The sequence below is a fragment of the Capnocytophaga leadbetteri genome (assembly GCF_003054025.1).
GTDB lineage: Bacteria > Bacteroidota > Bacteroidia > Flavobacteriales > Flavobacteriaceae > Capnocytophaga > Capnocytophaga leadbetteri.
On sequence record NZ_QBKG01000025.1, the window covers coordinates 1 to 25,075 of the forward strand.

Consider the following 25,075-nt stretch of genomic DNA (forward strand, 5'->3'; position numbering starts at 1 on the left):
TCTTACCATTCCGAACAGAGCAGTTAAACCTTTTAGCGCAGATGGTACTACGCAAGTGGGAGAGTATGTCGCCGCCTTCTTATAAAAAGAGCAATCTAAATAGTTAGATTGCTCTTTTTTTATTTTAAAAAACTGAGCGATACCACATTAAACAAAATGTCAAAGAACACGTTTTTTAGGCTGCAAAATTGCAGCTATTTTTATTCTTAAGCAAATAGTTGTCGTATGATGGAACAAGGTTGTAAACTTAGAAAAGGTTAATACTCTTTTGAATAAAGGTCGTACACCTTATAAATTTTCAAAATCAATTAAATGAAAGGTAAATAATGCATCATAATAATAGTATTAAAAAAAGCGATTTTCTATCTAGAGAAAATCGCTTTTTTATATATTTCTTCCTATAGGTCAGCAGTGCTTTTGGCTTTTAGAAACTTATCAATAGTAGTATAACGATAAACTCCCATTGTATAAGCATTTCCTCTTCCTTTTCCTTCGTGTATGATATTAAATTGAGGAAGTTCTTTCTTTCCAATATCTTCTGGAGTAACTTTTTTTAAGAGATAAAATTTGCGTCTGTCTCCTCTATAGGCACTCTCTCGCTCTCTAAGGTATTGAGCTACTTTTTCATTGTTTTTTGCTTCTTCGTTTAGATCTGTACTTTCTTTTACATTTTCTATTTTAAAGAGGCTTTTGATTGCTTTTTTATGATAGAAAGCTAAATAACCACTTTCTTTGCTACTTCTTTCATTTTGGCAAGCATAGAAGAGATATTTTTCAGCAATATTTTCACCAAAACCGCCAGCAGCGATTTGTACCCTATTTTCAGGATTATCAAGTAAATTAAATTCTTCAAGCAGCTTTTCAAACTCAGTAATAAGAAAAGATAGTATTTCTGATTCTGGTCTTATTATTTCATTCTTGAGAATTTCATTTACTTGTTTCCAATTGATCCAAAAGAGTCGCTCTACATCATTAGCTTTTTCTTCTAATTTATAGGGCTTTCTACTGTCGGAAGTTATGTAGATAATGTAAGTCCTAGGGTGTAATTGGGCATTTTTAATGAGTCCATTAAGTTGTTTTTCATCAACTTTGTTATTTCCTATTTTACTTTCAATGAATATTCTAAAAGAGAAGTCACATTCTAACAAACCATCATAAATATTATTTTCCTCACCTATTTGAGTAGTAATACTAATTTCTTTTGAAGGAAATTCAACTTCTTCAATACTTCCTATAAAGTCGGAAATGAACTCTGTGCCTCCTACTTTTAGAATTTGTAAAAGGGCAGCAGTTACTCTATTTTCATTTTGGGAGTAACTACCAAAAATTGAATGATTTTCTATTTTGCTCATATTATAGTTTTTTTATTTCTTCAATTAACATTTGTTCAGAAGTATTAAAATCACCATCGGAATTAGCGATTCTTTCTAATGTTTTTATCACTTCTTGTTTAGTTTCTTCACTGCTAAATGCTACATCCTTATTAGTTAATTTTGGTAAGGTTTTAGCATTCATCAGTTTAAAAAACTCTTTTTTCTCTAAATTAGTGAAGTTAGCCAAAGAAGTAATTTTTGATGATAAAAATTGCTTTTCTTCCTCAGCAATCACACCGTCGGCTTTTATGAGGTATATCATTAACTTGATTTCTTTTCGTTTGTCTTCTTTCTTTTTATAAGCTTCGGTGTTAAACCATTTAGAAAAAGTATTACTGATATACTTAAAGGCGCTTTTTATATCAAGCGAGACCTTTTCAGCATTAGTAGGCATTACCAATTCAGGATTGTCCCAAAAATCAATAATAATAAGTTTATGTATTTCGTTGGTTAAGAAATGTTTGTACTCTATTTCTACTATAGGAATTACTTGATAGTTGATGTATGCTTTTAGCAGAAGAGGATAGTTTACTTCTGAAAGTTTTGAGTTTTCCTCGTGTTTAATTAACAAAGTTTTGCTAATACTGTCAGTAAGTTTTTTTATTGAGCCATTAATATTCTCATAAATCAGCTCATTTTGGCTTTTTAGCGATACGTGTTTATGAATAGCTTCTCTTTTTACAACAGTAGTAGTACTTCCTATTTCTGTAGGTAAGTCAGATTTGTGATTACTTATTTTGGTAGTTAAGTACTTTATTTGTGCTATACGTCCAGCAGTATGACAACGAGGGCAATCAATCATACCTCTTCTATGAGGGTCGCCATAACAATGTTCACAAGTAATAATGCCATCACCTCCACATTTATCACATCTTACTTTACCAGAGCACTTACATTTAGAACAAGGAATCTCGCCATTTCCTGCACATCTACTACACTGTTCTCTTATTGTATAAGGTTTCCCATTTCTATACTCAGTTTTTTCTGTTCGTCCTTTTCCATCGCATCTTGAGCAATGATTTTTTCCACTACCATTACATCTTGGGCAAGCTACTTCTCCACTTCCGTTGCATTTGTTGCATTTCCATTCGTGTCGCCCTTTACATTCTTTATCTTTACAAGTAACGTATTTATACCCATTGCAATCGGGGCAAGCTTCGCTGAAAGTTTGTTTAGGAAAATAGAATATAGGTTGTTTTTGGGCAAAATTATCTCCTTCCATATAGAAGGGGAATGAAGAAAAGTCTAAGGGAATATTCACTGTCTGTTCTTCAAATTTTGCGTGTTCAAGTTTTTTGAAACTCTTAAGAAGAGATTCATCTTTAACAATAGCTTGCTCTTGAAAGCGTTCGGCTCCGTCTGTAAAAACACGAAACTGATTTTCGTATTTTTCAGCTAAAGGGAAAATAAGTGTGTTAAACTTCCTTTCAGCTTTTGTGTATTCCAGCTGAGAGGCATAGTAGTCTTTTCTTTTTACGATAGCATTGTCATCAATAAGCATTTTAGAATACTCATTTGGGTAACGATTTTTTAAAAGAAGTTTAATGTCTTTTGCATTAATTTCTTTTAGTTGGTTTTGGGCTTTGCTTAATAAATTCATAATTTATTTTGTTAAGATAATTAATAATGCCTACTCTATATGGTTTTCGGCTTCCCCAATGTTTTACAAAAATAGTTTGCGGGCATCCCGTTTTGCTTAGCTCGAAGCCCGACCAAAGGCATAGTGTAAAGCAAAAGGAACGCCCGCATACGCGAACGCTTCCGTCTTTACTTTCTATACACTATTGAAAAATTGGTCGTATTTCGAGCTTAGAAAATAAAAGCGAAACGCTACTAATATGTTTATTTTGTGTTTATCTGGTTTTTACTATAAAATATGTTTTATGAGTTTCTGCCAGCAAATATACAAAATTAAATGATAGATGCGTCCTTTTGCCTTGTTTTTTTAGTTAAGAGCTAAGAATGCTTTGTTTATACGTAATGATATATAACTCTTTTTCAAGTTTTTCAGCTTTTTTGATACTATCTTTAGTACCTTTTGATTGTCCGTCCCAGAAGGCAAAAACTACTTCGGCATTTTCGATGATTTGAGTATTGCGTACAAGGGTAGCTCCGCGTCCGTACTTTTGGTAATCGGGTTTGAAAATGAGGAGAGGAATGCCCATCTCGGCAGCAAATTGTGCAGCGAGAGTGTCGGCTCCTTTAGCACCACCCGATACGATATTTTCAGGTTTTTCGTGCGCATCAATATATGCTAAAATACTTTCTTTCAGTAGGGTGTAATCATTAAAATCACGTCCCCCAACAATGGCTATATTCATATAAATCGTTATTTGTTGGGGCAAAAGTCGATAGCAGGAGCGACAAAAACTGTCGCTCTAAGAAAAAAGTTTGTATATTTGCAAAAAATAATGAAATGAAGAAGTTTTTAAGACATCGTTTTATCGTAGAGCGCCTGCGTATGAAGCCTCATTCGTATGAAGATTTGATAAGAGCTTTAGAAAAAAGTGAGGAATATTGCGATGTTGAGCCTTTTACTGATCGTACTTTTCTCCGTGACAAACAAGATATTGAGAAAATCTACCACATAAGAATTGAATATAACAACTCTCTTAAAGCCTACGAAATCACAGAAGATAACGACCTCTATGCTCAAAATCTATTAGAAGCGTTTGATGTATTTAGAGCCTTGCAGAATTACGGCAATCTTTCTGAGGTTATTCAGTTTGAAAAGCGATTGCCTGCCGGTACCGAATATCTGTCGCCCCTGCTTAGGGCTATTAAAGAAAAGCGACAAGTAAAGCTACACTATTATAAGTTTTGGGACAGAAGTTCACAAACCCAAGAGCGTACTATCGAGCCCTATTTGCTGAAAGAAGCCCAAAGGCGTTGGTATGTATTGGCGTGGGATGTGGAAAAATCAGCCTTGCGGGTCTTTGGCTTAGATAGAATTAAGCGCTTAGACGATGAGCGCGGAGTGAAGTTTCAGCATCCTGTGCCTAAGGATGTAGAACATTATTTTGACGATAGTTTTGGGGCTTGGGTAGATAACGAGCGTACGCAAGCCGAAGAGGTAGTACTCGTCTTTAGAAAGTTGCCTGCCGATACCGTTTTTATACCCAATCCAGCAAAATATCTCGAAGCTATGCCTTTGCACTCTTCGCAACAGATACTAAAAGAGGAAGAGGAGGCAATAGTATTGCGATTGCGTATTAAAATCACTCCCGATTTTATTAAGGAACTACTCTCATACGGCAAACAAGTAGAGGTACTCACCCCCGCCCATCTGCAAGAAGAACTGACAGCCAAACAAAAATAACAGTCAATAAAAAAGCGACTCTCTTAAAGTAAGGAAGTCGCTTTTTTTGTGTCATTTTGTTAGCCTAAAAAGGTAGATCATCTTCTTCTATAGGAGCTGCCGCTGGTGGCGTAGCTGCTTGCGGAGGCACTTGGAAAGACTGCTGTGGTTGCCCTAATGGCTGCCCTTGGGGCATCGACTGAAAAGGCTGAGCAGGAGCCTGCTGATATTGCGGTGGTGCTTGCTGGTACTGAGGTTGTGCGTATCCCTGAGGCGGATAGGCAGGCTGTCCGTACCCTTGTGGAGGGTATTGAGCATAGCCTTGTGGCGGATAAGCAGGTTGTCCATACCCTTGAGGAGCCGCCTGTGCCGCTGCCATAGCGTCTTGTATGCGCCATCCTTGCAAGTTCACTATATATTTAGTTTCCCCTTGAGGGTTTACCCATTCGCGTCCTCTTACGTTGAAGCTGATGAGCACCACTTGTCCTTCGTGGAAGTTATCCAGTAGGCTACATTTCTCTTGTACAAAATCGAATGGTATGTACTGAGGGTACTGATCTTCAGTCATAATTACCACATCGCGGCGTTGAAAGCCGTTCTGACCTACTGTTTGAACAGGTCCTATTTTTATGATTTTACCTTGAATTTCCATATTTGCCATATTTTGGTCTTACATTTTAAATTTCTTGTCGGCAAAAGTACAACATAATTTGCGAATTAGCAAATTTACAAATTACCAAATACGCTTATCTGTAGTACTCTTTTAGTTTTTGGGGTTACCCTAAAGCGGTGGTCTAAGCGCTTGCCCACCACCCATACTATACGGTCGCCGCTGCACAATAACCATTGCTGCTGACGCGCTATCTGACTGTATTTTTCGTCTATAAAATACTTGCTCAACTTCTTAGCACTGCCCAAGCCTATAGGGTAAAATACATCGCCCTCGAGTTTGTGTCGCAATGCTAATGGGAACTCTAATTTATCAGCATCTACACTGATAGTATTAGGGGCTTCCGATATGGCAGCGGTAGGGGGCACCTCTTCAAATACCAAACGTATAGGGGTTGTAACCTCGCGCACGCCTTCTGCTATCACAAAAGGCGTTTCCTCCTCGCCCTCTATTGGCAACAGCCATACCCATTCTTTGTCCTTTATCAGTTGGTGAGAGGGCGAACTGAGCATCTTGCCCGCTTCCGCCGTAAATAAAAGCTGCTGCAAGTCCTTTACATTGTTAAAACCGTAGGGATAGAAGAGCCTATGCAACACCAAAGGCAGTTCAGGCACTTGCAGTAGGGGAGAGGGGCTAATGCGAATAGGTTCCCCCTGAAAACACTCACTTCTTATCTTATCGATATAATAATCGATAAAACGAGCAGATTGGTGCAAATATTCTTGCGTTTGATTAAAATTTTCTAAGTAATTAGGGTGTACGTAGCGCAATTGAGGTATAATTTCGTGCCTAATAACGTTGCGCACGTACTTATTCGAAGCGTTCGAACTATCCTCACGCCAACTCAGCTGCTTTGCTTGGGCGTACTGGTATATTTGCTGACGCGAAAACGAAAGTAACGGACGTATCAGCTTGCCATTTTGCTCAGGAATACCCAAAAGACCGTCTAAACCGCTGCCACGCGATAGGTTAATCAAGAAAGTCTCAAGGTTGTCGTTAGCGTGGTGGGCGGTGGCTATATAGGTGCAGTCATAAGTCTGTGCCATACGGTCAAACCATTCATAGCGAAGCTCGCGGGCAGCCAATTGGGTGTTGAGCTGATGCTCTTTGGCGTAAGTGTGGGTGTCGAAGCGCTCTACCAACAGCTGTACTCCTAAGCGCTCGGCAAAGCTGCGCACAAAAGCCTCATCGCCATCGCTTTCTTCTCCGCGCAAGCTAAAATTGCAGTGGGCGAGTATCACTTCAGCACCGTGACTGTAGAGCAGGTGGGCGAGCACCACACTGTCGATGCCCCCGCTGATAGCCACCAACACACGCTGGTGCTTCAGCGCTTCTAAAAGGTTCGTTTTCATCGGTATATAGGGTTAAACTATCCCAAAGCGGGCAATCGTATTGAGCTTGCCTATCAGGCTTTTAGTTACCGTATGGGTATAAGTCTTTTTGCGGTATTGGCTTACGGGCTGTATGCCTATAAGGCTGTTGGTGATAAATAGCTCATCGGCTTTTTGCAGTTCAAAAGGCGAAATAGAGGTCTCCTCTACCTGATAATCGCCTGTTTTTTGCAGCGATTTTATCAGCATCTTGCGGGTAATGCCGTTTACAGCACCATCGGTTAGGGCAGGCGTCTTTAGTGTGTTGCCATTTACTAAAAAAATATTGCCGTCCAGCGCCCCTGCAATGTTCTTTTGGCTGTTGAGCAGTATGCAGTTCTGATAGTCGTTTTCTTGGGCGAAAATACTGCCCAAAACGTTCACTATCCGGTTAGTGTGCTTAATGTTAGCCAACAAATCGGGTTGTATATAAAAATCTTTAAAAAGCTCAACCTCGTACGGCTCTTCGTTTAGCACGTAGAAAGCGCTGCTTAGGGGCTGTGTTTCAATAAGATATTCTATGTCGTTATTAGTAGGGGTATAAGTGTTGCCGCTCTTTCTAAATATGCTGATGCGTACCCTTACGGGCTGACTTTCAAGGGCATTGCTGCGGATAGTTTTTAGTATTTCCTCTTCAATGTATTCCATCGAAAAAGACATGGGTATATTCATACGCAGCACGCGCATGCCTGCCATTAGGCGCAGGTAGTGTTCTTCCCAAAACAACAACTGCTGATAGCTGTACTTGCTCACATCGGTTACGGCATCGCCGTAGGCAAAGGCGCGGTTGTGCAGCGCAAGTATATTGCCCTCTGCACCGATAAGCGCGCCGTTATAGTTTATATTCATTTATTTTTAAAAGTGATTTATTTTTAGTAAGGGTGTTTTTAGCCGCCAATACGCGCTTTTAGGTCAGCAATTTGCAGCCGCCACATCTGTTTTGCCTCTTCTATCTCATCAGGATAGGCAAAATCGACGATAACCAGCGATACTTCTTGGGTAAGTTCATCTACATTGATACGAATTTCGAAGAAAGTATTCGCAGGGTCGTCATCTACCCAATGAAAACGTATGTATTCGTCTAACTTAGTGCGTATTAAGATAGCTTTTTCGGGCGATTTATTCCAGAAAAACAGATATACATCGGCATCAGCGCGTACATCGTCAGCGTACCACGAAGCCAATCCTGCCGGAGTGGATATGTACTGGTAAAGCAACTGCGGAGAGGCATTAATGCCCACTTCCAATTGGTATTTTTCTTTCGTATTCATATCGGTAGGGGGTTAGGGGCTTTAGTGGGCGCAATATACAACATTTTTTTTAATTAGCATCAATCCCGCTACTTTATCTCCTTTAGTTTTTTAATAACTTCTTCAGTATTAGCGCGTTGGGTGTAGTCAGCATTAACAAAAGCATATACTATTACCCCCTTTTGGTTAATGATATAAGTAGCAGGCATTGGCAATTGGTTCAAATGATTACCATTGTAAGCCGATAGTCCAAAACCTTTTTCATACCTAACTGCAGTGTTCTCATCTAAGGTGAAAACTAATCCGTAACGGCTGGCAACCTCGTTATTAAGGTCTGTTAGTATTTCAAATGTTAACTGATGTTTTTCTTTGGTCGATAAGCTGTAGTCAGGAAGCTCAGGGGTTAAGGCTACAAAGGTAGCACCTTGCGCTTTTATTTCGGGCAAAACTTCTTGCCAGCCTTGTAGCGCCCTATTACAATACGGACACCAACCTCCGCGATACCAAGTTAGCACCACATTCCCATTTTTCAGTAGCGTAGAGAGTTTAACTTTTTTGCCTAAGGCATTTTTAAGGGTGAATTGAGGGGCTTTATCACCCACTTTTAGCGCTTTAGAAGCGTCTTGCCCATAAATAGGCGCTACTGCCAATAAGACAGCAAATAATAGTGTTTTGAACGTTTTCATTAGTTAAATAAAATTAAAATTTCCTTAAAATAGTATCAAAAATTATACCATTTGCCTTCGTCTGCCAGCAATAATAATAGCGATACAGAAACGATATAGGAATGATATAGGAACAGCGAACGATGAGCGAACGATGAGCGAACGATGAGCGAACGATAAGCGAACCGTTACCGAAGTGGAAGCAGCTAAAAAAAATATCTTTTTTAATGCTGCTAATTTGTTAAAAATATCTTATTTTTGCACGCTATTTATGAATTGAAAAATGAAGAAATATCATACCAAAACCTTCCTTTTTGCACTATTATTAATCCTCCTCATTTGCGCAGGGGCGGTGGTCTTCTTCTTTACTCATAAAGAGGACTATACTTCTGTAGAAGCTGTTGATACTGTGGGGCATAACAGCTATGTGGGGGCTGCTTCCTGCCGAGAATGTCACCCCAATGAGCACCACCAATGGCAGCTATCCGACCACTTCAAAGCGATGCAAATCGCTAATGATAGCACCGTATTAGGCGACTTCAACACTTCGTATACCGCCGATGGCATCACCTCGCGTTTCTTTAAGCGAGATGGCAAATTCTTTATCAATACCCAAAACGAAAAAGGCGACTACCAAGACTACGAGGTACTGTATACCTTTGGCTATTATCCTCTGCAACAATATATTACCGACTTCCCTAACGGCAAAAAACAAGTCTTTCGGCAGAGTTGGGACAGCCGCAAGCACCAATGGTTTCACCAATACGCGGGCGAGGTAATTCCGCCTGATGATTATCTGCATTGGACGCAAGCAGGGCAGAATTGGAATCTGATGTGCGCCTCTTGTCACAGCACTAACTTACAGAAAAACCTCGACCCTTATTCTGATTCTTACCATACTACTTACAGTGAACTGACAGTGGGCTGCGAGTCTTGTCACGGAGCTGCTGGCGCACACGTACAGAGCAAGGGCAAAGCGCCTTTAGTGCCGATGCAGCAACAAGGGCAGGAGCTCACCGCCTGTATGCCTTGCCACACAAGGCGCGGCGAGGTAAGTCAGCATCACGGTTTTTCGGCTGAAGTGATGGACAACTACATACCCGAAGTGCCTGTAACCGACCTGTATTTTGCTGATGGGCAGGTGATGGGCGAGAACTACAAATATTCGTCTTTTCTGCAGAGCAAAATGTATCAGCAGGGGGTACGCTGCACCTCTTGCCATTCGCCCCACACAGGCAAGCTAAAAGCCGAAGGCAGCAAGGTGTGCTTGCAGTGCCACACGCCTAACTATGCCACCACAGCCCACACTTTTCACAAGGGCAACGATGCCGAAACCGACTGCCGCGTGTGCCATATGCCTACCCGCACCTATATGGGCAACGATGTGCGCCACGACCATAATTTCTATGTGCCACGCCCCGACCTCAGTGCTAAGTACGGCACGCCTAATGCCTGCAACGCTTGTCATAACGATAAGACTGCCCAATGGGCTGCCAAAGCAGTGGTGCAGTGGTATGGCAAAGAGCGGAAGCCTCATTTTGCCGAAAACCTCATTATCGGCAGTAAGCAGACTGCTGAGAGTCTGCCGCGACTGCAATCGCTATTGCAAACCCCTAACATCCCCGATATTATACGGGCGGCAGCCTTGCATTACTTAGGGGGGCAACCTTCAGAAGCGCGCTTTCCGCTGATAGTCAGAGAGCTGACGGCTGCCGATGCCCAAACGCGTTATCGGGCGGTGATAGCCCTAAGCGAGTACCCTCTATCGCGCTACGATGCTCAGTTGCTACCGCTGCTGACCGATAAGGCGAAGGCGGTGCGTATGGTAGTTGCCAATGTGATACTTACCCAAAAAGGCTGGGACAATGCGCGCGCTATGAGTCCGCATTTCGAAAAAGCCCATCAGGAGTACCGCGATTTTGTACTCTCGCAAGCTGATTTCCCGTTAGGAAGTGCTACGGCAGGCGACTATTTTGTGAAGATAAACCAGCCCGTTGAGGCTATTCGCTTCTATGAGCGCGCGCTTCAGAAAGACAAAAATCTGAACTATCTACGGCTGAACCTCGCTACCCTATACAATGGCGAGGGGCAAAACGACAAGGCAGCAGCTGTACTGCATACCGCCTTGCAATACGAGCCCAAAAATGCTGAAATATACTACTTTTTAGCCCTGCTATACAGCGAAGAAAAGCAATACACGGAAGCTAAAAACGCCTTTGAAAAAGCGATGCAACTCGGTATGAAAGACGAAAACATACAGCGAAATTATAGAAATTTATTGCAGCTATTGGTTGGTATAAAAAAATAGCTTATATTTGCCGTGCGAAACAGAAAAAACACGAAAAAAAATGAATAAAAAATTAATGACCCTTGGAGCCCTTGCTACCCTTTTAGCAGCTCCTAACTATCTTGCAGCTCAAGAAGCAGACGAGATGGCACCTAAAAACAGTATTGATATCACTGCGCAGATACGTCCGCGTTTTGAGTACCGCAATGGGGCTTATCTGCCTTTGGGAGATGGCGATGCACCTGCTATTTTGGTGAACAACCGTACTCGTTTGAATTTTGAGTACAATAACGCTGACCGTCTAAAAGTGTACGTGTCATTGCAAAACGTGAACATTTGGGGGCAAGCACCTCAAATACAATTTATTGATAGAACCGGAGGAATGTCAGTATTCGAAGCGTATGCGGCATTCCCATTGGCTGAGCAAGTAAACATCAAATTAGGACGCCAAGTGATAGCCCTTGATGATGACCGTATTTTTGGTTCTCTCGATTGGCACCCAGCAGGTCGTAGCCACGATGCTGTAAATATCAACTGGGCACCTAACGAAGATTTTACCCTACGCAGCTTTATAGCTTATAACCAGTCGGCTGCATCTCCACTAAATGTAAACTTCCCTAAAGGACAGTATTTTAGCGGAGGACAACCCTACCAACACTTAGAAGCGCTACACGCTCACTACCGCATCGCTCCTACCCAACAGCTTTCATTCTTATTTGCTAACTTAGGCTATAAGGTTGATGCTGCTAAGGCTAACAATATGCAAACTTTTGGGGCGCACTACGCAGGCAAGAGCGATGAGGTAACCTATGGCGCTACTGCTTACCTACAAACCGGCAAAAACGCTGTAGGTGTTAGCAAAAGTGCTTATATGTTTGCGCTTAATGCAGGATACCGTTTCTCTCCTATCTTTGCTCTTACAGCGGGTCTTGATTACCTAAGCGGTAATGCAACTGATGATACTTCAGGCAAAGACAAGGCTTTCGACCCTTTCAGCGGTACTAACCACAAGTTCTACGGCTTTATGGATTACTATTTTGTAGGAGCTCCTGGTTCTAACAATGCTCCTGCACAAGGATTGCTAAATCCTTACCTTACTGCTAATGTTCGTACAGGCGAAAAGAGCAACCTAAGTGCTACTTACCACTTCTTTGCTCCTGCGGCTAAATACCAAGTAGGTACTAAAAAACACAGCAGCTATGGTAGCGAAATAGACTTAGTGTACAGCTTGAAAGTACAACCTTTCGTAGGACTACAATTAGGCTACTCTACCTATTTTGTTAATGACGGTACTAAAGCGCTTAAAGGTACACCTAACCCACGTGCTTACCAAGACTGGTTATGGTGCAGCCTAAACATCAATCCTAAGATTTTCTCTGCTAAATTCTAATTAGAGATAAAAGACGAAAGACGAAATACAAACGTCTTTCGTCTTTTGTATTTCGTCTCCTTGTCTTTTGTATTTATGAAGAAATTTACTATCAGCTTATTCTTATTGCTACTTATAGTAGTTGCTGGGGTATACCTCTTGGGCTACGGCTATCTCTTCAAAGCCGTAAGGGTAGTGTATGCCACAGGGCATAGCACTACTTTTTTAGATGATTATACTTATTTTGATAATCGCACTATCAGCCCCAGTACTACCCCGCAAGCGTGGGCGCTCGCCGCAGACTATAATCAAGTGGCTGAAACCCCCGAACTGCAAAACGCTCATCAGAAATATGGCACAGTAGCCTTCCTCATCATCAAAGGTGATAGTATATGGCACGAACGCTATTTTGATAACTACAACTCTCAGAGCAAGAGTAACTCTTTTTCAATGGCGAAAAGCTATGTGTCGGCACTTTTGGGCAGGGCTATAACCGATGGTTACATAAAAAGTCTAGACCAGCCAGTAAGCGACTTTTTTCCGCAGTACAAAGAAGGCTTGGCAGCTAAGCTAACAGTAGGCGACCTATCGTCTATGGCATCAGGTCTTGATTGGGACGAGGCTTATTATGACCCTTTTTCTATCACCACCCGTGCTTATTTTGACGAGCATTTTCGCGAAAAGATGCTACAGCTAAAGATTACCTCTGAGCCGGGGAAGGCTTTTAAGTACCTCAGTGGTAACACCTTTCTGTTAGGGATGGTAATAGAGAAGGCTACAGGCAAAACCCTTAGTGAGTATCTTGCGCAAGCGCTTTGGCAACCTATGGGGTGTGAGGGTGAGGCACTTTGGCAGTTAGACAGTGAAGAAAGTGGACTGGAGAAGGCTTATTGTTGTATAGCTTCTAATGCCCGCGATTTTGCTCGTTTGGGCAAGCTCTACCGCGACCACGGCGAGTGGAATGGCAAACAGCTATTAGATAGTGCATTTGTAGCTAAATCGGTACAACCCCGCTTTGCTGACCACCCTGAGTACGGCTATGGCTGGTGGTTGTTAGATTACAAGGGCATTCACTTCTTTATGATGCGCGGACATTTGGGGCAATACGTTATTGTCAATCCAACTGATAAGGTTATCATAGTGCGTTTAGGGCATAGTCTTTCAGATGAAGCCCCTGAAGGCAGTACATTTCCATCTGATATTTACACCTATATCGATGAAGCGTACAAAATGATTAATGGGAATTCATAATTTATAATTCAAAATTAGAAGAAGGTGCTCCATAAAATAAACCTCGAAGATATACTTTTTTTAGATATTGAAACAGTTCCTCAGTACCCTGATTACAGTTGTGTACCGGCAGCTGCACAAGCCTTATGGGAAGAAAAAACGCAATACCTGCGCAAGGAAGAGTACACTGCTGAAGAATATTATAATCGTGCAGGTATATGGGCTGAGTTTGGTAAGATAGTATGTATATCGGTAGGTTATTTTTCTTTCCGACACGAGCAACGTACCTTTAGGGTAACCTCATTTACAGGAGAAGAAGACACTCTATTACGTGATTTTGTGCGTTTGGTAGAAGAACATTTTTCTCGCCCTAACAAGCTTTTTTGTGCTCATAATGGCAAGGAGTTTGATTTTCCTTATCTCTCACGGCGTATGATTATCAATGGTATTCGTATTCCAAATAAATTGCAACTCTTTGGCAAAAAGCCTTGGGAGGTACCCCACCTAGATACCCTTGATCTCTGGAAGTTCGGCGATTATAAGCATTACACTTCTTTGTCTCTCTTAGCTAATACATTAGGTATTCCTTCACCTAAAGATGATATTAATGGCAGTCAAGTACGCGATGTATTTTATGAAGAATATGATATACACCGCATTGCTACTTATTGCGAGAAAGATACTATAACGGTAGCCCAAATACTATTACGCCTGCGTTACGAACCGTTCTTAACAGACGATGAAATACTCATTATTCCGCGCTAATACTACTTATTAGTATTTGCTTGCTTATTTTAGATAGGTAGGTTCAAAATAAGCAATATCTTCAAAATCAGCGGCTTTATACTTCTCTATAGCAAAAGGAATCATATCTTTAGCCTCTGGGAAAGCTCCTGATATAAATGTAGCATTAGGATGTTGGCAGATAGTAGCAAACTTAGTACTACCATCGCCTAGAAATGTTACTTTACCCTTATACAAATACTCTTTATAGCTGTCTGCATCAAGAATTTTAGCTTCAGTAGGAGATACAAAACGATATTCGCTATCAAATACAGCACTATAAACCTCCATACGGCGCGCATCGAGCATAGGAATAATGCAATCAGCCTGTGCTACTTGGTGCGCAAGGATTTGCAAAGTAGGAATACCTATGAGAGGCTTGCCAAGAGCAAAGCACAATCCTTTGGCAGTAGCTACTCCTATGCGCAAACCCGTATAAGAGCCTGCGCCTGCACTTACGGCTATAGCATCGAGGGAAGAAAGCGGTACCCCTGCTGTAGTCATCACAGTTTCAATAAACAAATGTAGATTTTCAGAGTGCGTGAAGTGTCCTGCATTCTGAGCTTTAGTAGCTAAAATTGTGTCATTATCAGTAAGGGCAACTGAGCAGTTCACCCCTGATGTTTCTATATGAAGTAATTTCATTATCTGTTGCCTATTATCTATTCCCCGATAAAACGAGTACTATTTCCCCTTTGATATTTTTGTCCTTATAATACTCTAATAACTCTTGTAGTGTACCGCGCTGGGTCTCCTCGTGCAGTTTGGTAAGTTCTCGTGAGATACTTGCTTGACGATCTGCCCCAAAAGTAGTGATAAAATCGGTGAGGGTTTTAAGTAATTTATGAGGAGAGACGTAAAAAATCATCGTTTTAGTTTCTTGTGCGAGGAGTTGTAAACGTGTTTGACGCCCTTTTTTATCGGGTAAAAAACCTTCAAAAGTAAAACGATCATTAGGTAAGCCACTGCTTACTAAAGCGGGCACAAAGGCAGTCGCCCCAGGTAGGCACTCTACAGCTATCCCCTCGGCTATACAAACCCTTGCAAGTAAAAATCCAGGGTCGGAAATAGCAGGTGTACCAGCATCAGTGATAAGCCCTACCGTAGTACCCCCTTTGATACGTTGTACCCAAGCATCTACCACCTTGTGTTCATTGAACAGGTGGTAGCTTTGCATTGGGGTGTGAATATCATAGTGCTTTAGCAGTTTGCTGCTAGTGCGAGTATCTTCGGCCAAGATGACCTCTACCTCTTTGAGCAAACGTAGCGCACGTAGAGTTATATCTTCTAAATTGCCGATAGGAGTCGGGATAAGATACAATTTGCTCATTATTCAAAACGGCGTAAGATAAGGTGTAGGAAGCGTTCTTCGTACTCTTCTTTGCCTTTCCAATAATTATAAGTAGGTTTTACTTGTTGTTGAATATACTGTGCAGCCTCTTCTAATGAGTGGAGTTGGTTTAACTGTTGTAGCACACGGTTATACTCGCTTTCACTTCCGAAGAAAAGTTTTTGAATGAAAGCTAACTTATCGTTTAGCCCTATTTGTATTTCTTTGCTGAAGCGGTCGTTGAGCGACTGTGCGGGTTTTATCTCCTCAGTATGGTCTTTTTTGTCAAAAGCTGTAGCCTTTGATTTTGCTAAAAACTCTTCAAGCGAAGGTGTTTGACGGAGTATTTGTTGCTCTTCTGTTAGGTGCTGCTGCTGAATAAAGTTTTCTGGCTGTGCTGACTGTACCGGCTGAGCTACGGGTGCTTGTGCAGCTGCTGTAGGTTGCGCTACCTGATGCGGGTGCAGACGCTCAGCTGTTAGCACTTGTTCTACTACTGAAGTAGGTGCTTGCTCAGGTGCAGCTGCGTGTATTGGCTCGTGTACAGTCTCTACTTGTTGCGGACGAGGAGGTACTATAGGTTGATCTATTGATACAGCCCAGTCAGGAGTAGAAGCCTCGCGCAATGGTTGCTGTGTATTAATAGTAGTAGGAGGAGTTATGTTCTCTACTGGCTGAGTCACTGCTTGTGCTACTGGAGCGGCTTGCACCGGAGCAGCTACTGTTGTTTGTGCAGGTGCTACTTCTGATGCAGGGGTTGCTGCAGGAGCTGGAGTAGCTACAGGAGCAGAAACTGGTGCGGCTACTTCTGCAGGCGGATCATCAGGAAGAGTGTAAGAATGCCAATCGTTCCAATCTTGATATAAAGAGGTAAGATCTTCATCAGAAGTATTGGTTACTGGTTGAGCCATTGCGGGTTCAGTTATTGTAGCTTCAGGGGAAGCAAACTGTGTCATCTCTACAACCGAATCTGTTGTGGTATCTGGAACTTCAGCAGGAGCAGGTTCTGCTACTACTTCAATAGGAGCCGGTGCGGTCTCTACAGGAGGAGTTGCAAAGTGAATAGGCTCAGCAGGTTCTGGTTCAGCTGCTGGAGTTGGTTCTACAGGAGGAGTTGCAAAGTGAATAGGCTCAGCAGGTTCTGGTTCAGCTGCTGGAGTTGGTTCTGCAGGAGTAGTAGTAAAGTGAACAGGCTCAGCAGGTGCTTGCTCTGGTGTTGGTTCAGGAGTAGGCTCAGCAACCTTCTCGGCTATTGGTTCAGCAGCAGCCTGAACGGGTGCTGGTTCCATAGCTACAAAAGCAGGTTTTTCAGCCGGCGTTTCTTCTATCAAAGGCTGCTCAAGAGGTTGTAACTCTTTGAAAGCTACATCAATATTGAAGATGTTTTCCTGTTCATCAATAAAATTAGCAACCTTTCGCAAGGTATAAGTCATACGCTGCTCTGAGGTTCTTAGCATTTGGTAGTATTTTTCGACAAAGCCCAATATAGTGATTTTCTCAGAAATCTTATGCGCTTTTTGGCTAAGCTCGCTGAGATTTAATCGCCCTTGATAGGCTATAATTTCGGTGGCTAAATCAACTAATTCTTGCTCTAATGTTTCTTTCATAGCAAATGGAGTTTATGATGAGGCAAAGATACAATTTTTTTGGTAATCTCTTACTTATTTTTCTAAAAAACTTTCTTATTCTTTTTATAGCTCTCTTTTCTTTTTGTGCTTCAGTAGTTTAGCTGTACTTTTCTCTAATACTTTCAAACTCTCTAAATAAGATTGTTCTACAGGCGATAACGTTTTCGCTTCGTAAGTTCGGTATTCTTGTGTTGCTTTTTGTATAGCTTGCTCGTGGCTAATATTTCCGGCTCCTTTTAGTACTCCTTTGCCATAATTGGCTGAAAATTTGTCTAATTCCTCTATCCAATCTTTCATATACATTGGTACCTGCATTTCTGCTTTGAGTTCTGCTAAATCAAAAAAAGCAGAAACAAGGCGGTTTAAGCGGAATAACTCCTCTTCTGTAAGATAATTCTTGGCGATTTTAGCTTCATTAAGCGTAGGCAATGCTCCTTTGAAAGTAGTTAGTCCCATAAAATCTTTGCTACTATCAGCTCTGTGATAAATCAGTTCTGCTGAAGTTTGTTCGCTGCTGGCATAATGAAGTTTGTTCTGTACTACTTTGAAAAAGGCAATGGTGGTTTCACTTTTAGGATCGTAGTCTAAACTGGTAGCATACAAATCGAGTACTTGACGGTATAAAGCCTTTTCACTAGAACGAATATCTCTAATTCTATTAAGCAGCTCTTTCCAATAGTTGCCCCCTGCATTACCTTTCAGCCGCTCATCATCCATTGTAAAACCCTTTATAACATATTCTTTAAGCCTTTCGGTAGCCCATTGTCTAAAACGCGTTCCTTGTACTGACCTAACGCGATAGCCTACTGAAATAACTACATCTAAATTGTAGTGTTTTACTTCTCTTTCTTGAGTTTTACTCTCTATTGCACCATGCTTAGAGGTTTGTCGGAAACTCCGACAGACCACTTTTTCATCTAATTCTCCTTCCTCAAAAATGTGAGAAATGTGTTCCGTTATAGTACTACGCCCTTTTCCAAATAAAGTAGCCATTTGTTCTTGCGTAAGCCATACGGTTTCGTTTTCAATCTTTACATCTATTTGTACTGAACCATCTTCACGTTGATAAAGTATGATTTCTCCTTTTTCTGCTTCCATTTTTTTAATTTGCGCAAAAAGACCTCAGCTCTCTTATTGAGGGCTAAAGTCTTCTTATTTTATTAGGTGTCTCTTTATGCAGCTTTCTGTGTGGCTTACTTTACTGAGGCTTCGTAAATACCCTCAATGGTTTCTGCTAACATTTGGTTGAATTCTGTATCTGTTTGCTGAGCAGAAAGTCCTTGAGTGAGAGCACGAGAGAAACTAGCGATTACTCCTTTGTTCTTAGCCAGAATTTCATTAGCTTTTTCGCGAGGATAGCCCCCTGAAAGGGCTACTACACGTACGACACGAGGATGCTTAGTAAATTCTTTATAGAAATTATCAATAGTAGGTAATGAGAGTTTGAGCATCACATCGGAGGTGTCGCGCAAACGATCTAAATGCTTCCTGATTTCATCGCGTAGGATAGCCTCAGCTCTTGATTTATCAGGAATGGTAATGTCTACTTCTGGCTCAATAATCGGAACAAGCCCTGCATCGATAATGACTTGTGCTACCTCAAACTGTTGGGCTACTACTTGTGCAATACCTTTGGGAGAGGCCTCTTTGATTACTGAACGCATCTTAGTACCGAAAATATGTCGCTCGTTAGCACGCTTTAGTAGGTCTGGTAGTCCGTCGATTGGCTTCATCAGTTGTACCCCATCGCTATCGATGTCTAAGAGTCCTTTATCTACTTTGAGGAAAGGAATAATATGTTTTTCTTCCCAAAGATAATCAGCCGTGTATTTACCGTCGATAAGGTTATCCATTGTCTGTTCGAAGAGGATAGCCCCAAGTATTTTTTCACTATTGAAAGCAGGACTTTTGATGATACGAGTGCGCATTTGGTGAATAAGAGCAAACATTTCAGCATCGTTAGTATACTGACTTTCGTCTATCCCATAGAGCTTTAATGCTTTAGGAGTGCTCCCCCCACTTTGGTCGAGTGCCGCAATAAAGCCCTTTCCATTTTTCATTTGTTCAAGTTGTTCTTTTTTCATTGTAAAAACCTTTATTTAATGCCACAAAGGTACAACATATTTTTCTAAAAAACAAATGTACTTGTAGGTAATTCATCTTCATTTACCAAATTGGCATCAGTGACGGGGCTCCACGCATAGCGTACCGACTTGGGGATACGGACTTGCTCGCAACTTACTTTCACCTCATCGCCTACTATCTCGGCAGTGGCAGGGTAGAAAATACCATTGCCATCAGAAAGCTCGAAGCCACGTATGGGCTTATTGTCGGAAGTGTGCAAGCCTTTGGCGTAATTGAAGCTGACAAAGGCAGCTCCTTCGGCAAAATGTACCGAACGCAAAAGAGGTCCTGAGGGGGTAATATGCTGTTTATTGTATGTTCGATTTAGTGCCCAACGCGCTAAACGCTCGCCTATAGGCTGCTTGTTTTTAGGGTGTACATCGGTAGGGTGACCGTAGTCGTAAGACACTGCCATACCGCTATAGGGCACCTCGGAGAGCAGACGGCGTTGCGAATCGCGGAACCAACCCCAAGAAGGGCGGTTGATGCTAGACAATTGCACATAGTAAAACGGCAATTTAGGATTTTGAAACGTTTCGCGCCAACTTTTTGCCAATAGCTTAAATAACTTAGAATGAGCATCTTTATTATGGGCATTCGACTCTCCTTGATACCAAATCACTCCTTTGATAGGGAAGTCTTTTAGCGGCAATATTGCTGCCTCGTATAGATATGCAGGCTCATAGGGGTGGCGCTGTAGTTTGTCCGTACTCTTTTTGATATTCTGAGAGGCACGCTCGCGTACCCATTGCATTATAAAATCGTTATTACGCCAATCGTATAATATACGAGGGAAATCGTTTTCAAGAGTGTTTCTGCCTACCCACGCTTCAGTAGGAGAGCCTCCTACAGCATTGCAAATCAGTCCGATAGGCATATCTAAATCTTTTTGTAGCCATTTGCTGAAATAATAGCCTACGGCTGAAAACTCGGCTGCGGTTTTGGGTGTACATTCTTGCCACTGTGTATCGCGATAGTACTGTAGGTGGTTGAGCGAATCGAGGACTGTGGCATTCCACTCTACCGCATCGGTACGCCAGCGGGCTTTCATATCGTAGAAACGTATGTTAGGATTAGTGGCTCGTGGTATATCAGTAGCTCCGGTAGTGGTTTGTTTGAGCATAAACTCCATATTTGATTGCCCTGAACAGAGCCATACCTCGCCAGCTACCACATTTTTGAGTATGCGTTTCTGCTTGCCAGCTACTATGCTAAGCGTATAGACTTCTTTGGCTTTCAGCGGGTCTAAAACTACTTGCCAATTGCCATTTTCGTCGGCTACAGCGCTGTATTTCTGTTTGCCTATACTCACCATTACCTTAGTGCCTGTATTGGCGGTACCTTTTATCGGTAATGGCTGTCCGTGCTGTAGCACCATATTATCGGTGTAAATAGCAGGCAATTGCAGTCCGCCGTAATCGCCGGTGATAGCACTGTATACTACCTTAGCCAAGAGAGCAGCTCCTTCGGCATTAGGGTGTAGCCCATCGGGGAGCAATTGTGGATAAGAGTAAAGAGGTGCGTGAAAATCTATCAGTTGGGCTTGCGCCTCGCGGGCTACCATACGAATAGCCTCTTGAATCTCGGCGTGCCAATCGCGGGTGCCTGACTCGAAGCGAGGGTGGCGATGTGAAATAGGACTCATCTGCGCCAAAAGGATACGCGCCTGAGGATTGACTTCCTTGAAAGAAGCGATAAGCTGTAGATAGTCGTTTACAAAATCATCGCGGTAGTTAGGCCAGTTGCGAGGGTCGGTATCGTTGATACCTAAATGGATAACCACTATATCGGCAGCAAAAGCAAGCGCTTGTTTATATTCATCTTGCTGAGTGTAGGGGCGATGCCCTTTATTGAGCAAGGTAGCCCCTGATTTGCCAAAGTTGCCAACTAAATAAGCTTTGCCTAAAGCGCGCTGCAATACCGCAGGATAGGCATCTTGGGTTCTGTTTTCGAGCAAATAACCATAGGTGATGCTATTGCCTACACAGGCCACTTTGGTCAGTTTTTTTTGAGCTCCTGCCCCCAATGAGAGTAGCAGCAGCATTGTCAATAATATTTTTTTCATTCTGATATGGTTTTTCTGTTGTTATAGTCCACCGATGCGCACTAAACTACCCAATACAACCATTGTAACCCCCAAGAGTGTTACACAGATGATGTGCACTGCCATTTCAGGTAGTTTTTTCATATTGCCCTTGCGCAGCTGAGGTAGTACGCGTGTTTGTGCCGAGATGGCAAAACACACAGAAGTAAGCAAACAAAGGAGTTTTAGGGAAACTACTTTTTCTATTGAAAAATCGAAGTGCAGCCAAGTGCTGAAACTTACTCCGTAGTCGTATGCCATTAGTATACCCGTGATAACCAACACTAAGAGCGATGGCATTCCGATAGGCTCGTATGTTTTCTCGAAATTACCTATATAGCTAAAATCGTTGTGCTTAAGCGCTTTAGGGAGGTAGCCTATAGCCAACACTAAGTGTCCGCCTACCCATATAGTAGCCGCCACTAAATGCAAAATTAAAAGGATATGATGTGTGTACATAGTTTTGTTGTTAGTCGTTAGTCATTAGTCATTAATAGCTACTTATTATTAAAAGTATTCATTGTAATAGCAAGCCCTGCTAAGCCATATGAAAGTACTGCCTCGGCACATTTAGCTACGTGCTCAGGGAGCAGCGCTTGTTCTTCGGGCGTCCACTCGCCTAATACGTAGTCTATCTGTTTACCAGACTCGAAATTACTACTGATACCGAAGCGCAAACGGGCGTACTCTTGGGTACCTAACTGATACTGAATATCTTTAAGTCCGTTATGACCGCCATCACTACCTTTCCCTTTGATGCGCAAGGTACCAAATTTTATATTGAGGTCATCGCAGACTACTAATAGATTTTCAGCCGTCAAACGTTCTTTTTCGAGCCAATAGCGTACTGCTTTGCCACTGAGATTCATATAAGTAGAGGGTTTCAGCAGTATAAATGTACGCCCTTTCACTTTTATCTCGGCGAGGTCGCCCAGCTTTTGAGTGGTGAAAGAAGCATTATGGTCTTTAGCCAGCTTATCGGCTACTAAAAAACCGATGTTGTGGCGCGTATTAGCATATTCAGCCCCTATATTGCCGAGGCAAGCAATTAGATATTTTTTCATAGCTGCAAAGGTAATAATAATTTGCTAAATAGGCAATTTGTTTGCGTTTTTAAACCGCTGGTTCGCCGTAGAGGTCGTAATCGGTGGCATCTATGATTTTTACTTCTACAAAATCGCCTATTTTTACGTAGTGTTTTTTGGCATCGATAAGTACCTCATTATCGACATCGGGAGAGTCGTACTCGGTACGCCCTACAAAGTAATTGCCCTCTTTGCGGTCGATGAGACAACGGAAGGTCTTGCCTATCTTCTGTTGGTTGAGTTCCCACGATATTTGTGACTGTATTTCCATTATCTCATTGGCACGTGCAAGTTTTACCTCTTCGGGTACGTCGTCTTCAAGCTGGTAGGCAGTGGTATTCTCTTCGTGACTGTAAGTGAAGCAACCTAAACGGTCAAAACGCATTTCTTTCACAAAAGATTTGAGCGCTTCGAAGTCGGCTTGGGTTTCGCCTGGGTAACCGACTATCAGGGTGGTGCGTATGGCCATTTCGGGCATCGCCTCGCGGAATTTCTTCAGCAGTTTTGTGGTTTTCTCTTGGGTAGTACCACGCTTCATACTCGCCAAAATAGGGTCGGAGATGTGTTGCAAGGGAATATCCAAATAATTGCAAATTTTGGGCTCTTCTTTCATCACCTCAATGACGTCCATAGGGAAGCCTGTAGGGAAGGCGTAGTGTATGCGTATCCACTCGATGCCTTCGACTTTTACGAGGGCGCGAAGCAGGTCGGCAAGGGCGCGTTTTTTGTAGAGGTCGAGACCGTAGTAAGTGATGTCTTGAGCGATGAGTATCAGCTCTTTGACGCCTTTGGCAGCGAGCTTTTCGGCTTCGGTGACAAGCGCCTCGATAGGGGTGGAAATGTGAGTGCCCCGCATCAGTGGGATAGCACAAAAGCTACAAGGGCGGTCGCAGCCCTCAGATATTTTGAGATAAGCGTAATTTTTAGGGGTAGTGGTGAGGCGTTCGCCTATGAGTTCGTGCTTATAGTCCGCCCCCAGCACTTTTAGTAGGGCAGGGAGTTCGCTAGTGCCGAAATACTGGTCGACATCGGGTATTTCTTTTTCTAAATCGGGTTTGTAGCGCTCTGAAAGGCAGCCCATCACGAAGACCTTGTCGATTAGGCCTGCTTCTTTCTGCTGAACATACTCTAAAATAGTGTTGATGCTCTCTTCTTTGGCGTTATTGATAAAGCCACAAGTGTTGATAACCACGATATTACCCTCCTGCTCGTGAACTACATTTTTGCCGCCAGCTTTGAGCTGCCCCATAAGGACTTCGCTGTCGTATACGTTTTTAGAGCAACCGAGGGTTACTACGTTTATAGTATTTTTCTTTATACTTCTTGTTCGCATTTGTTGTTAGTTTCAAGCGACAAAGATACGAAATAATTACGAACTACAAATGATAAACCACAAAAACAGAAAAATACACCCACTCGTCCCACCTGTCCCACAATCGCCCCCACATACCCAGCTCCATGCATTCGCTGGCTTTGGCTCGCACTCCCAGCCTTCTCAATCCTCCCAGCCTTCTCAACCCTCCCACCTGTCCCACCTGTCCCACCTGTCCCACAATTCAAAATTCAAAATTCATAATTTGCCAATTTCCTTTGCACTATTTAGAGCGCATTATAGGCTAAAAAACGCTTATCTCTATGGTGGGTAAAGAAAAATAAGGTTTTAGTCATTTTGTATTATGTTGATTATTAGATTATTGTAATTTTAACACACATCTGATACATTACCCACATTACTATTTCTACATATTATCAATAAAGAAGAATCATTAATTGTGATTTCTTCTAACTTGTTATCTAATTCAAAAGAATAAGGGGCTTCAAAGAAAAAAGCCATATTTTCATAAATAGAATTAGGTATATAAAAGAAATTTTCATCATCATCATATTGAGCTGTAGGATAGGCATCCATAAACTCTCTTAAAGTACTCCCTATTCCTATATTTTTGATTTTCCCTAAAAATTTATTATAGAAAGATATTTGAGCTATTTTATTGTACAATAAATTAATTTTTATGATGATACTATCCATAAAAATAACAATTAGAAAATGTTCATCTAATTGAAAAACAACATTTCCTTGTTCATATTCATCTCTTAATAATTTTTCAAATGAAACTATAGAATTTCCTAAGTAAACTCCCTTAAGTCCATTAAACTGAATAGGTAATTTCAATATACTCATTTTTTATCACAACTATTATTTTCCCATTTCCCTTGATTATTAAATATCCCTTTATTTCCTTCTTTATCATAGTAGGTAGTCTTTTTTTCCCCCGCTGGCGCAAGCTTGCAGCTTGTGCCCAATTCACAATTCAGAATTCAAAATTCTCTCCCTGTCCCACAATCGCCCGTGCGGCTCGCACTCCCAGCCTTCTCAACCCTCCCACCTGTCTCACCTGTCTCACCAGTTGTCACGTCCTAAAAACGGTTTACATTTATTTTGTCAGTTTAATTTATGTTTTTCATTTTTTAAGTTAAGTATTGTAAGCAAGAACTCCTTTACTACATCAGTATAGATGAGTATCCACTA

23 protein-coding genes and 1 rRNA gene are annotated in these 25,075 nt (G+C 41.9%); 6 read left to right on the forward strand and 18 right to left on the reverse strand.

The window, feature by feature from the left end; genetic code table 11:
- Positions 1-80, forward strand: a 5S ribosomal RNA gene (gene rrf / locus C8P65_RS12460); the annotation flags it as partial.
- Positions 81-398: 318 nt separating this feature from the next.
- Here the strand turns inward: rrf and C8P65_RS11535 are convergent.
- From C8P65_RS11535 to C8P65_RS11545, 3 genes are all read right to left on the reverse strand, one after another.
- Positions 399-1,352, reverse strand: coding sequence for a hypothetical protein (locus C8P65_RS11535; RefSeq protein WP_107782920.1), 954 nt, complete (start codon positions 1,350-1,352; stop codon positions 399-401).
- Between the two features lies 1 nt (position 1,353).
- The gene (locus tag C8P65_RS11540; protein WP_107782921.1) at positions 1,354-2,973 is read right to left on the reverse strand and encodes a TerB family tellurite resistance protein; all 1,620 of its coding nucleotides are present in this window, start codon (positions 2,971-2,973) and stop codon (positions 1,354-1,356) included.
- A gap of 349 nt (positions 2,974-3,322) precedes the next feature.
- Positions 3,323-3,694, reverse strand: coding sequence for a DUF2493 domain-containing protein (locus C8P65_RS11545; RefSeq protein ID WP_107782922.1), 372 nt, complete (start codon positions 3,692-3,694; stop codon positions 3,323-3,325).
- Between the two features lie 95 nt (positions 3,695-3,789).
- Here C8P65_RS11545 and C8P65_RS11550 point away from each other — a divergent pair, with 95 nt between their 5' ends.
- Positions 3,790-4,692 carry a helix-turn-helix transcriptional regulator gene (locus C8P65_RS11550; protein WP_107782923.1) on the forward strand — a complete coding sequence of 301 codons (903 nt, stop codon included), beginning with the start codon at positions 3,790-3,792 and terminating at the stop codon, positions 4,690-4,692.
- Between the two features lie 64 nt (positions 4,693-4,756).
- Here the strand turns inward: C8P65_RS11550 and C8P65_RS11555 are convergent, their stop codons facing one another.
- From C8P65_RS11555 to C8P65_RS11575, 5 genes are all read right to left on the reverse strand, one after another.
- A complete protein-coding gene (locus tag C8P65_RS11555; RefSeq protein WP_107782943.1) occupies positions 4,757-5,323 on the reverse strand; it encodes a DUF3127 domain-containing protein in 567 nt (188 codons plus the stop codon).
- Between the two features lie 74 nt (positions 5,324-5,397).
- A complete protein-coding gene (gene tilS / locus C8P65_RS11560) occupies positions 5,398-6,693 on the reverse strand; it encodes a tRNA lysidine(34) synthetase TilS (protein WP_107782924.1) in 1,296 nt (431 codons plus the stop codon).
- Positions 6,694-6,705: 12 nt separating this feature from the next.
- Positions 6,706-7,560, reverse strand: a complete 855-nt coding sequence (locus C8P65_RS11565) for an aminotransferase class IV (protein ID WP_107782925.1) — start codon at positions 7,558-7,560, stop codon at positions 6,706-6,708.
- A gap of 38 nt (positions 7,561-7,598) precedes the next feature.
- Positions 7,599-7,982 carry an START-like domain-containing protein gene (locus C8P65_RS11570; protein WP_107782926.1) on the reverse strand — a complete coding sequence of 128 codons (384 nt, stop codon included), beginning with the start codon at positions 7,980-7,982 and terminating at the stop codon, positions 7,599-7,601.
- Between the two features lie 68 nt (positions 7,983-8,050).
- Positions 8,051-8,647: a peroxiredoxin-like family protein gene (locus tag C8P65_RS11575; protein WP_107782927.1), complete on the reverse strand. Its 597-nt coding sequence runs from the start codon at positions 8,645-8,647 to the stop codon at positions 8,051-8,053.
- 262 nt (positions 8,648-8,909) lie between these two features.
- On the opposite strand from C8P65_RS11575, the gene C8P65_RS11580 reads away from it, so the two are divergent.
- From C8P65_RS11580 to C8P65_RS11595, 4 genes are all read left to right on the forward strand, one after another.
- The gene (locus tag C8P65_RS11580) at positions 8,910-10,934 is read left to right on the forward strand and encodes a multiheme c-type cytochrome (RefSeq protein ID WP_107782928.1); all 2,025 of its coding nucleotides are present in this window, start codon (positions 8,910-8,912) and stop codon (positions 10,932-10,934) included.
- 40 nt (positions 10,935-10,974) lie between these two features.
- Positions 10,975-12,303, forward strand: coding sequence for an alginate export family protein (locus C8P65_RS11585; RefSeq protein WP_107782929.1), 1,329 nt, complete (start codon positions 10,975-10,977; stop codon positions 12,301-12,303).
- A gap of 75 nt (positions 12,304-12,378) precedes the next feature.
- On the forward strand, positions 12,379-13,533 hold the full coding sequence (locus C8P65_RS11590) for a serine hydrolase domain-containing protein (protein WP_107782930.1): 1,155 nt from the start codon (positions 12,379-12,381) through the stop codon (positions 13,531-13,533).
- A 24-nt stretch (positions 13,534-13,557) separates the two neighbouring features.
- On the forward strand, positions 13,558-14,277 hold the full coding sequence (locus C8P65_RS11595; RefSeq protein WP_107782931.1) for a 3'-5' exonuclease: 720 nt from the start codon (positions 13,558-13,560) through the stop codon (positions 14,275-14,277).
- A 24-nt stretch (positions 14,278-14,301) separates the two neighbouring features.
- Here the strand turns inward: C8P65_RS11595 and tsaB are convergent, their stop codons facing one another.
- From tsaB to C8P65_RS11650, 10 genes are all read right to left on the reverse strand, one after another.
- Positions 14,302-14,940 (reverse strand): tRNA (adenosine(37)-N6)-threonylcarbamoyltransferase complex dimerization subunit type 1 TsaB, encoded by a 639-nt coding sequence (gene tsaB / locus C8P65_RS11600; RefSeq protein ID WP_107782932.1) that lies wholly within the window; start codon positions 14,938-14,940, stop codon positions 14,302-14,304.
- A 13-nt stretch (positions 14,941-14,953) separates the two neighbouring features.
- Positions 14,954-15,625, reverse strand: coding sequence for a 16S rRNA (cytidine(1402)-2'-O)-methyltransferase (gene rsmI / locus C8P65_RS11605; protein ID WP_107782933.1), 672 nt, complete (start codon positions 15,623-15,625; stop codon positions 14,954-14,956).
- Positions 15,625-17,232, reverse strand: a complete 1,608-nt coding sequence (locus tag C8P65_RS11610) for a hypothetical protein (RefSeq protein WP_107782934.1) — start codon at positions 17,230-17,232, stop codon at positions 15,625-15,627. The genes rsmI and C8P65_RS11610 overlap by 1 nt, the downstream gene beginning before the upstream one ends.
- Before the next feature lie 84 nt (positions 17,233-17,316).
- The gene (locus C8P65_RS11615; RefSeq protein WP_107782935.1) at positions 17,317-18,351 is read right to left on the reverse strand and encodes a virulence RhuM family protein; all 1,035 of its coding nucleotides are present in this window, start codon (positions 18,349-18,351) and stop codon (positions 17,317-17,319) included.
- A gap of 95 nt (positions 18,352-18,446) precedes the next feature.
- Positions 18,447-19,337 (reverse strand): fructose bisphosphate aldolase, encoded by an 891-nt coding sequence (locus C8P65_RS11620; protein WP_107782936.1) that lies wholly within the window; start codon positions 19,335-19,337, stop codon positions 18,447-18,449.
- Between the two features lie 44 nt (positions 19,338-19,381).
- Positions 19,382-21,442 carry a GDSL-type esterase/lipase family protein gene (locus tag C8P65_RS11625; protein WP_107782937.1) on the reverse strand — a complete coding sequence of 687 codons (2,061 nt, stop codon included), beginning with the start codon at positions 21,440-21,442 and terminating at the stop codon, positions 19,382-19,384.
- A gap of 21 nt (positions 21,443-21,463) precedes the next feature.
- A complete protein-coding gene (locus tag C8P65_RS11630; protein WP_107782938.1) occupies positions 21,464-21,919 on the reverse strand; it encodes a copper resistance protein CopD in 456 nt (151 codons plus the stop codon).
- Positions 21,920-21,957: 38 nt separating this feature from the next.
- The gene (pth, locus tag C8P65_RS11635; protein WP_107782939.1) at positions 21,958-22,524 is read right to left on the reverse strand and encodes an aminoacyl-tRNA hydrolase; all 567 of its coding nucleotides are present in this window, start codon (positions 22,522-22,524) and stop codon (positions 21,958-21,960) included.
- A 49-nt stretch (positions 22,525-22,573) separates the two neighbouring features.
- Positions 22,574-23,878 carry a 30S ribosomal protein S12 methylthiotransferase RimO gene (gene rimO, locus C8P65_RS11640; protein ID WP_107782940.1) on the reverse strand — a complete coding sequence of 435 codons (1,305 nt, stop codon included), beginning with the start codon at positions 23,876-23,878 and terminating at the stop codon, positions 22,574-22,576.
- Between the two features lie 369 nt (positions 23,879-24,247).
- Entirely contained in the window at positions 24,248-24,727 is a 480-nt protein-coding gene (locus C8P65_RS11650) for a hypothetical protein (protein ID WP_146162934.1), read from the reverse strand.
- Positions 24,728-25,075 lie beyond the last annotated feature (348 nt).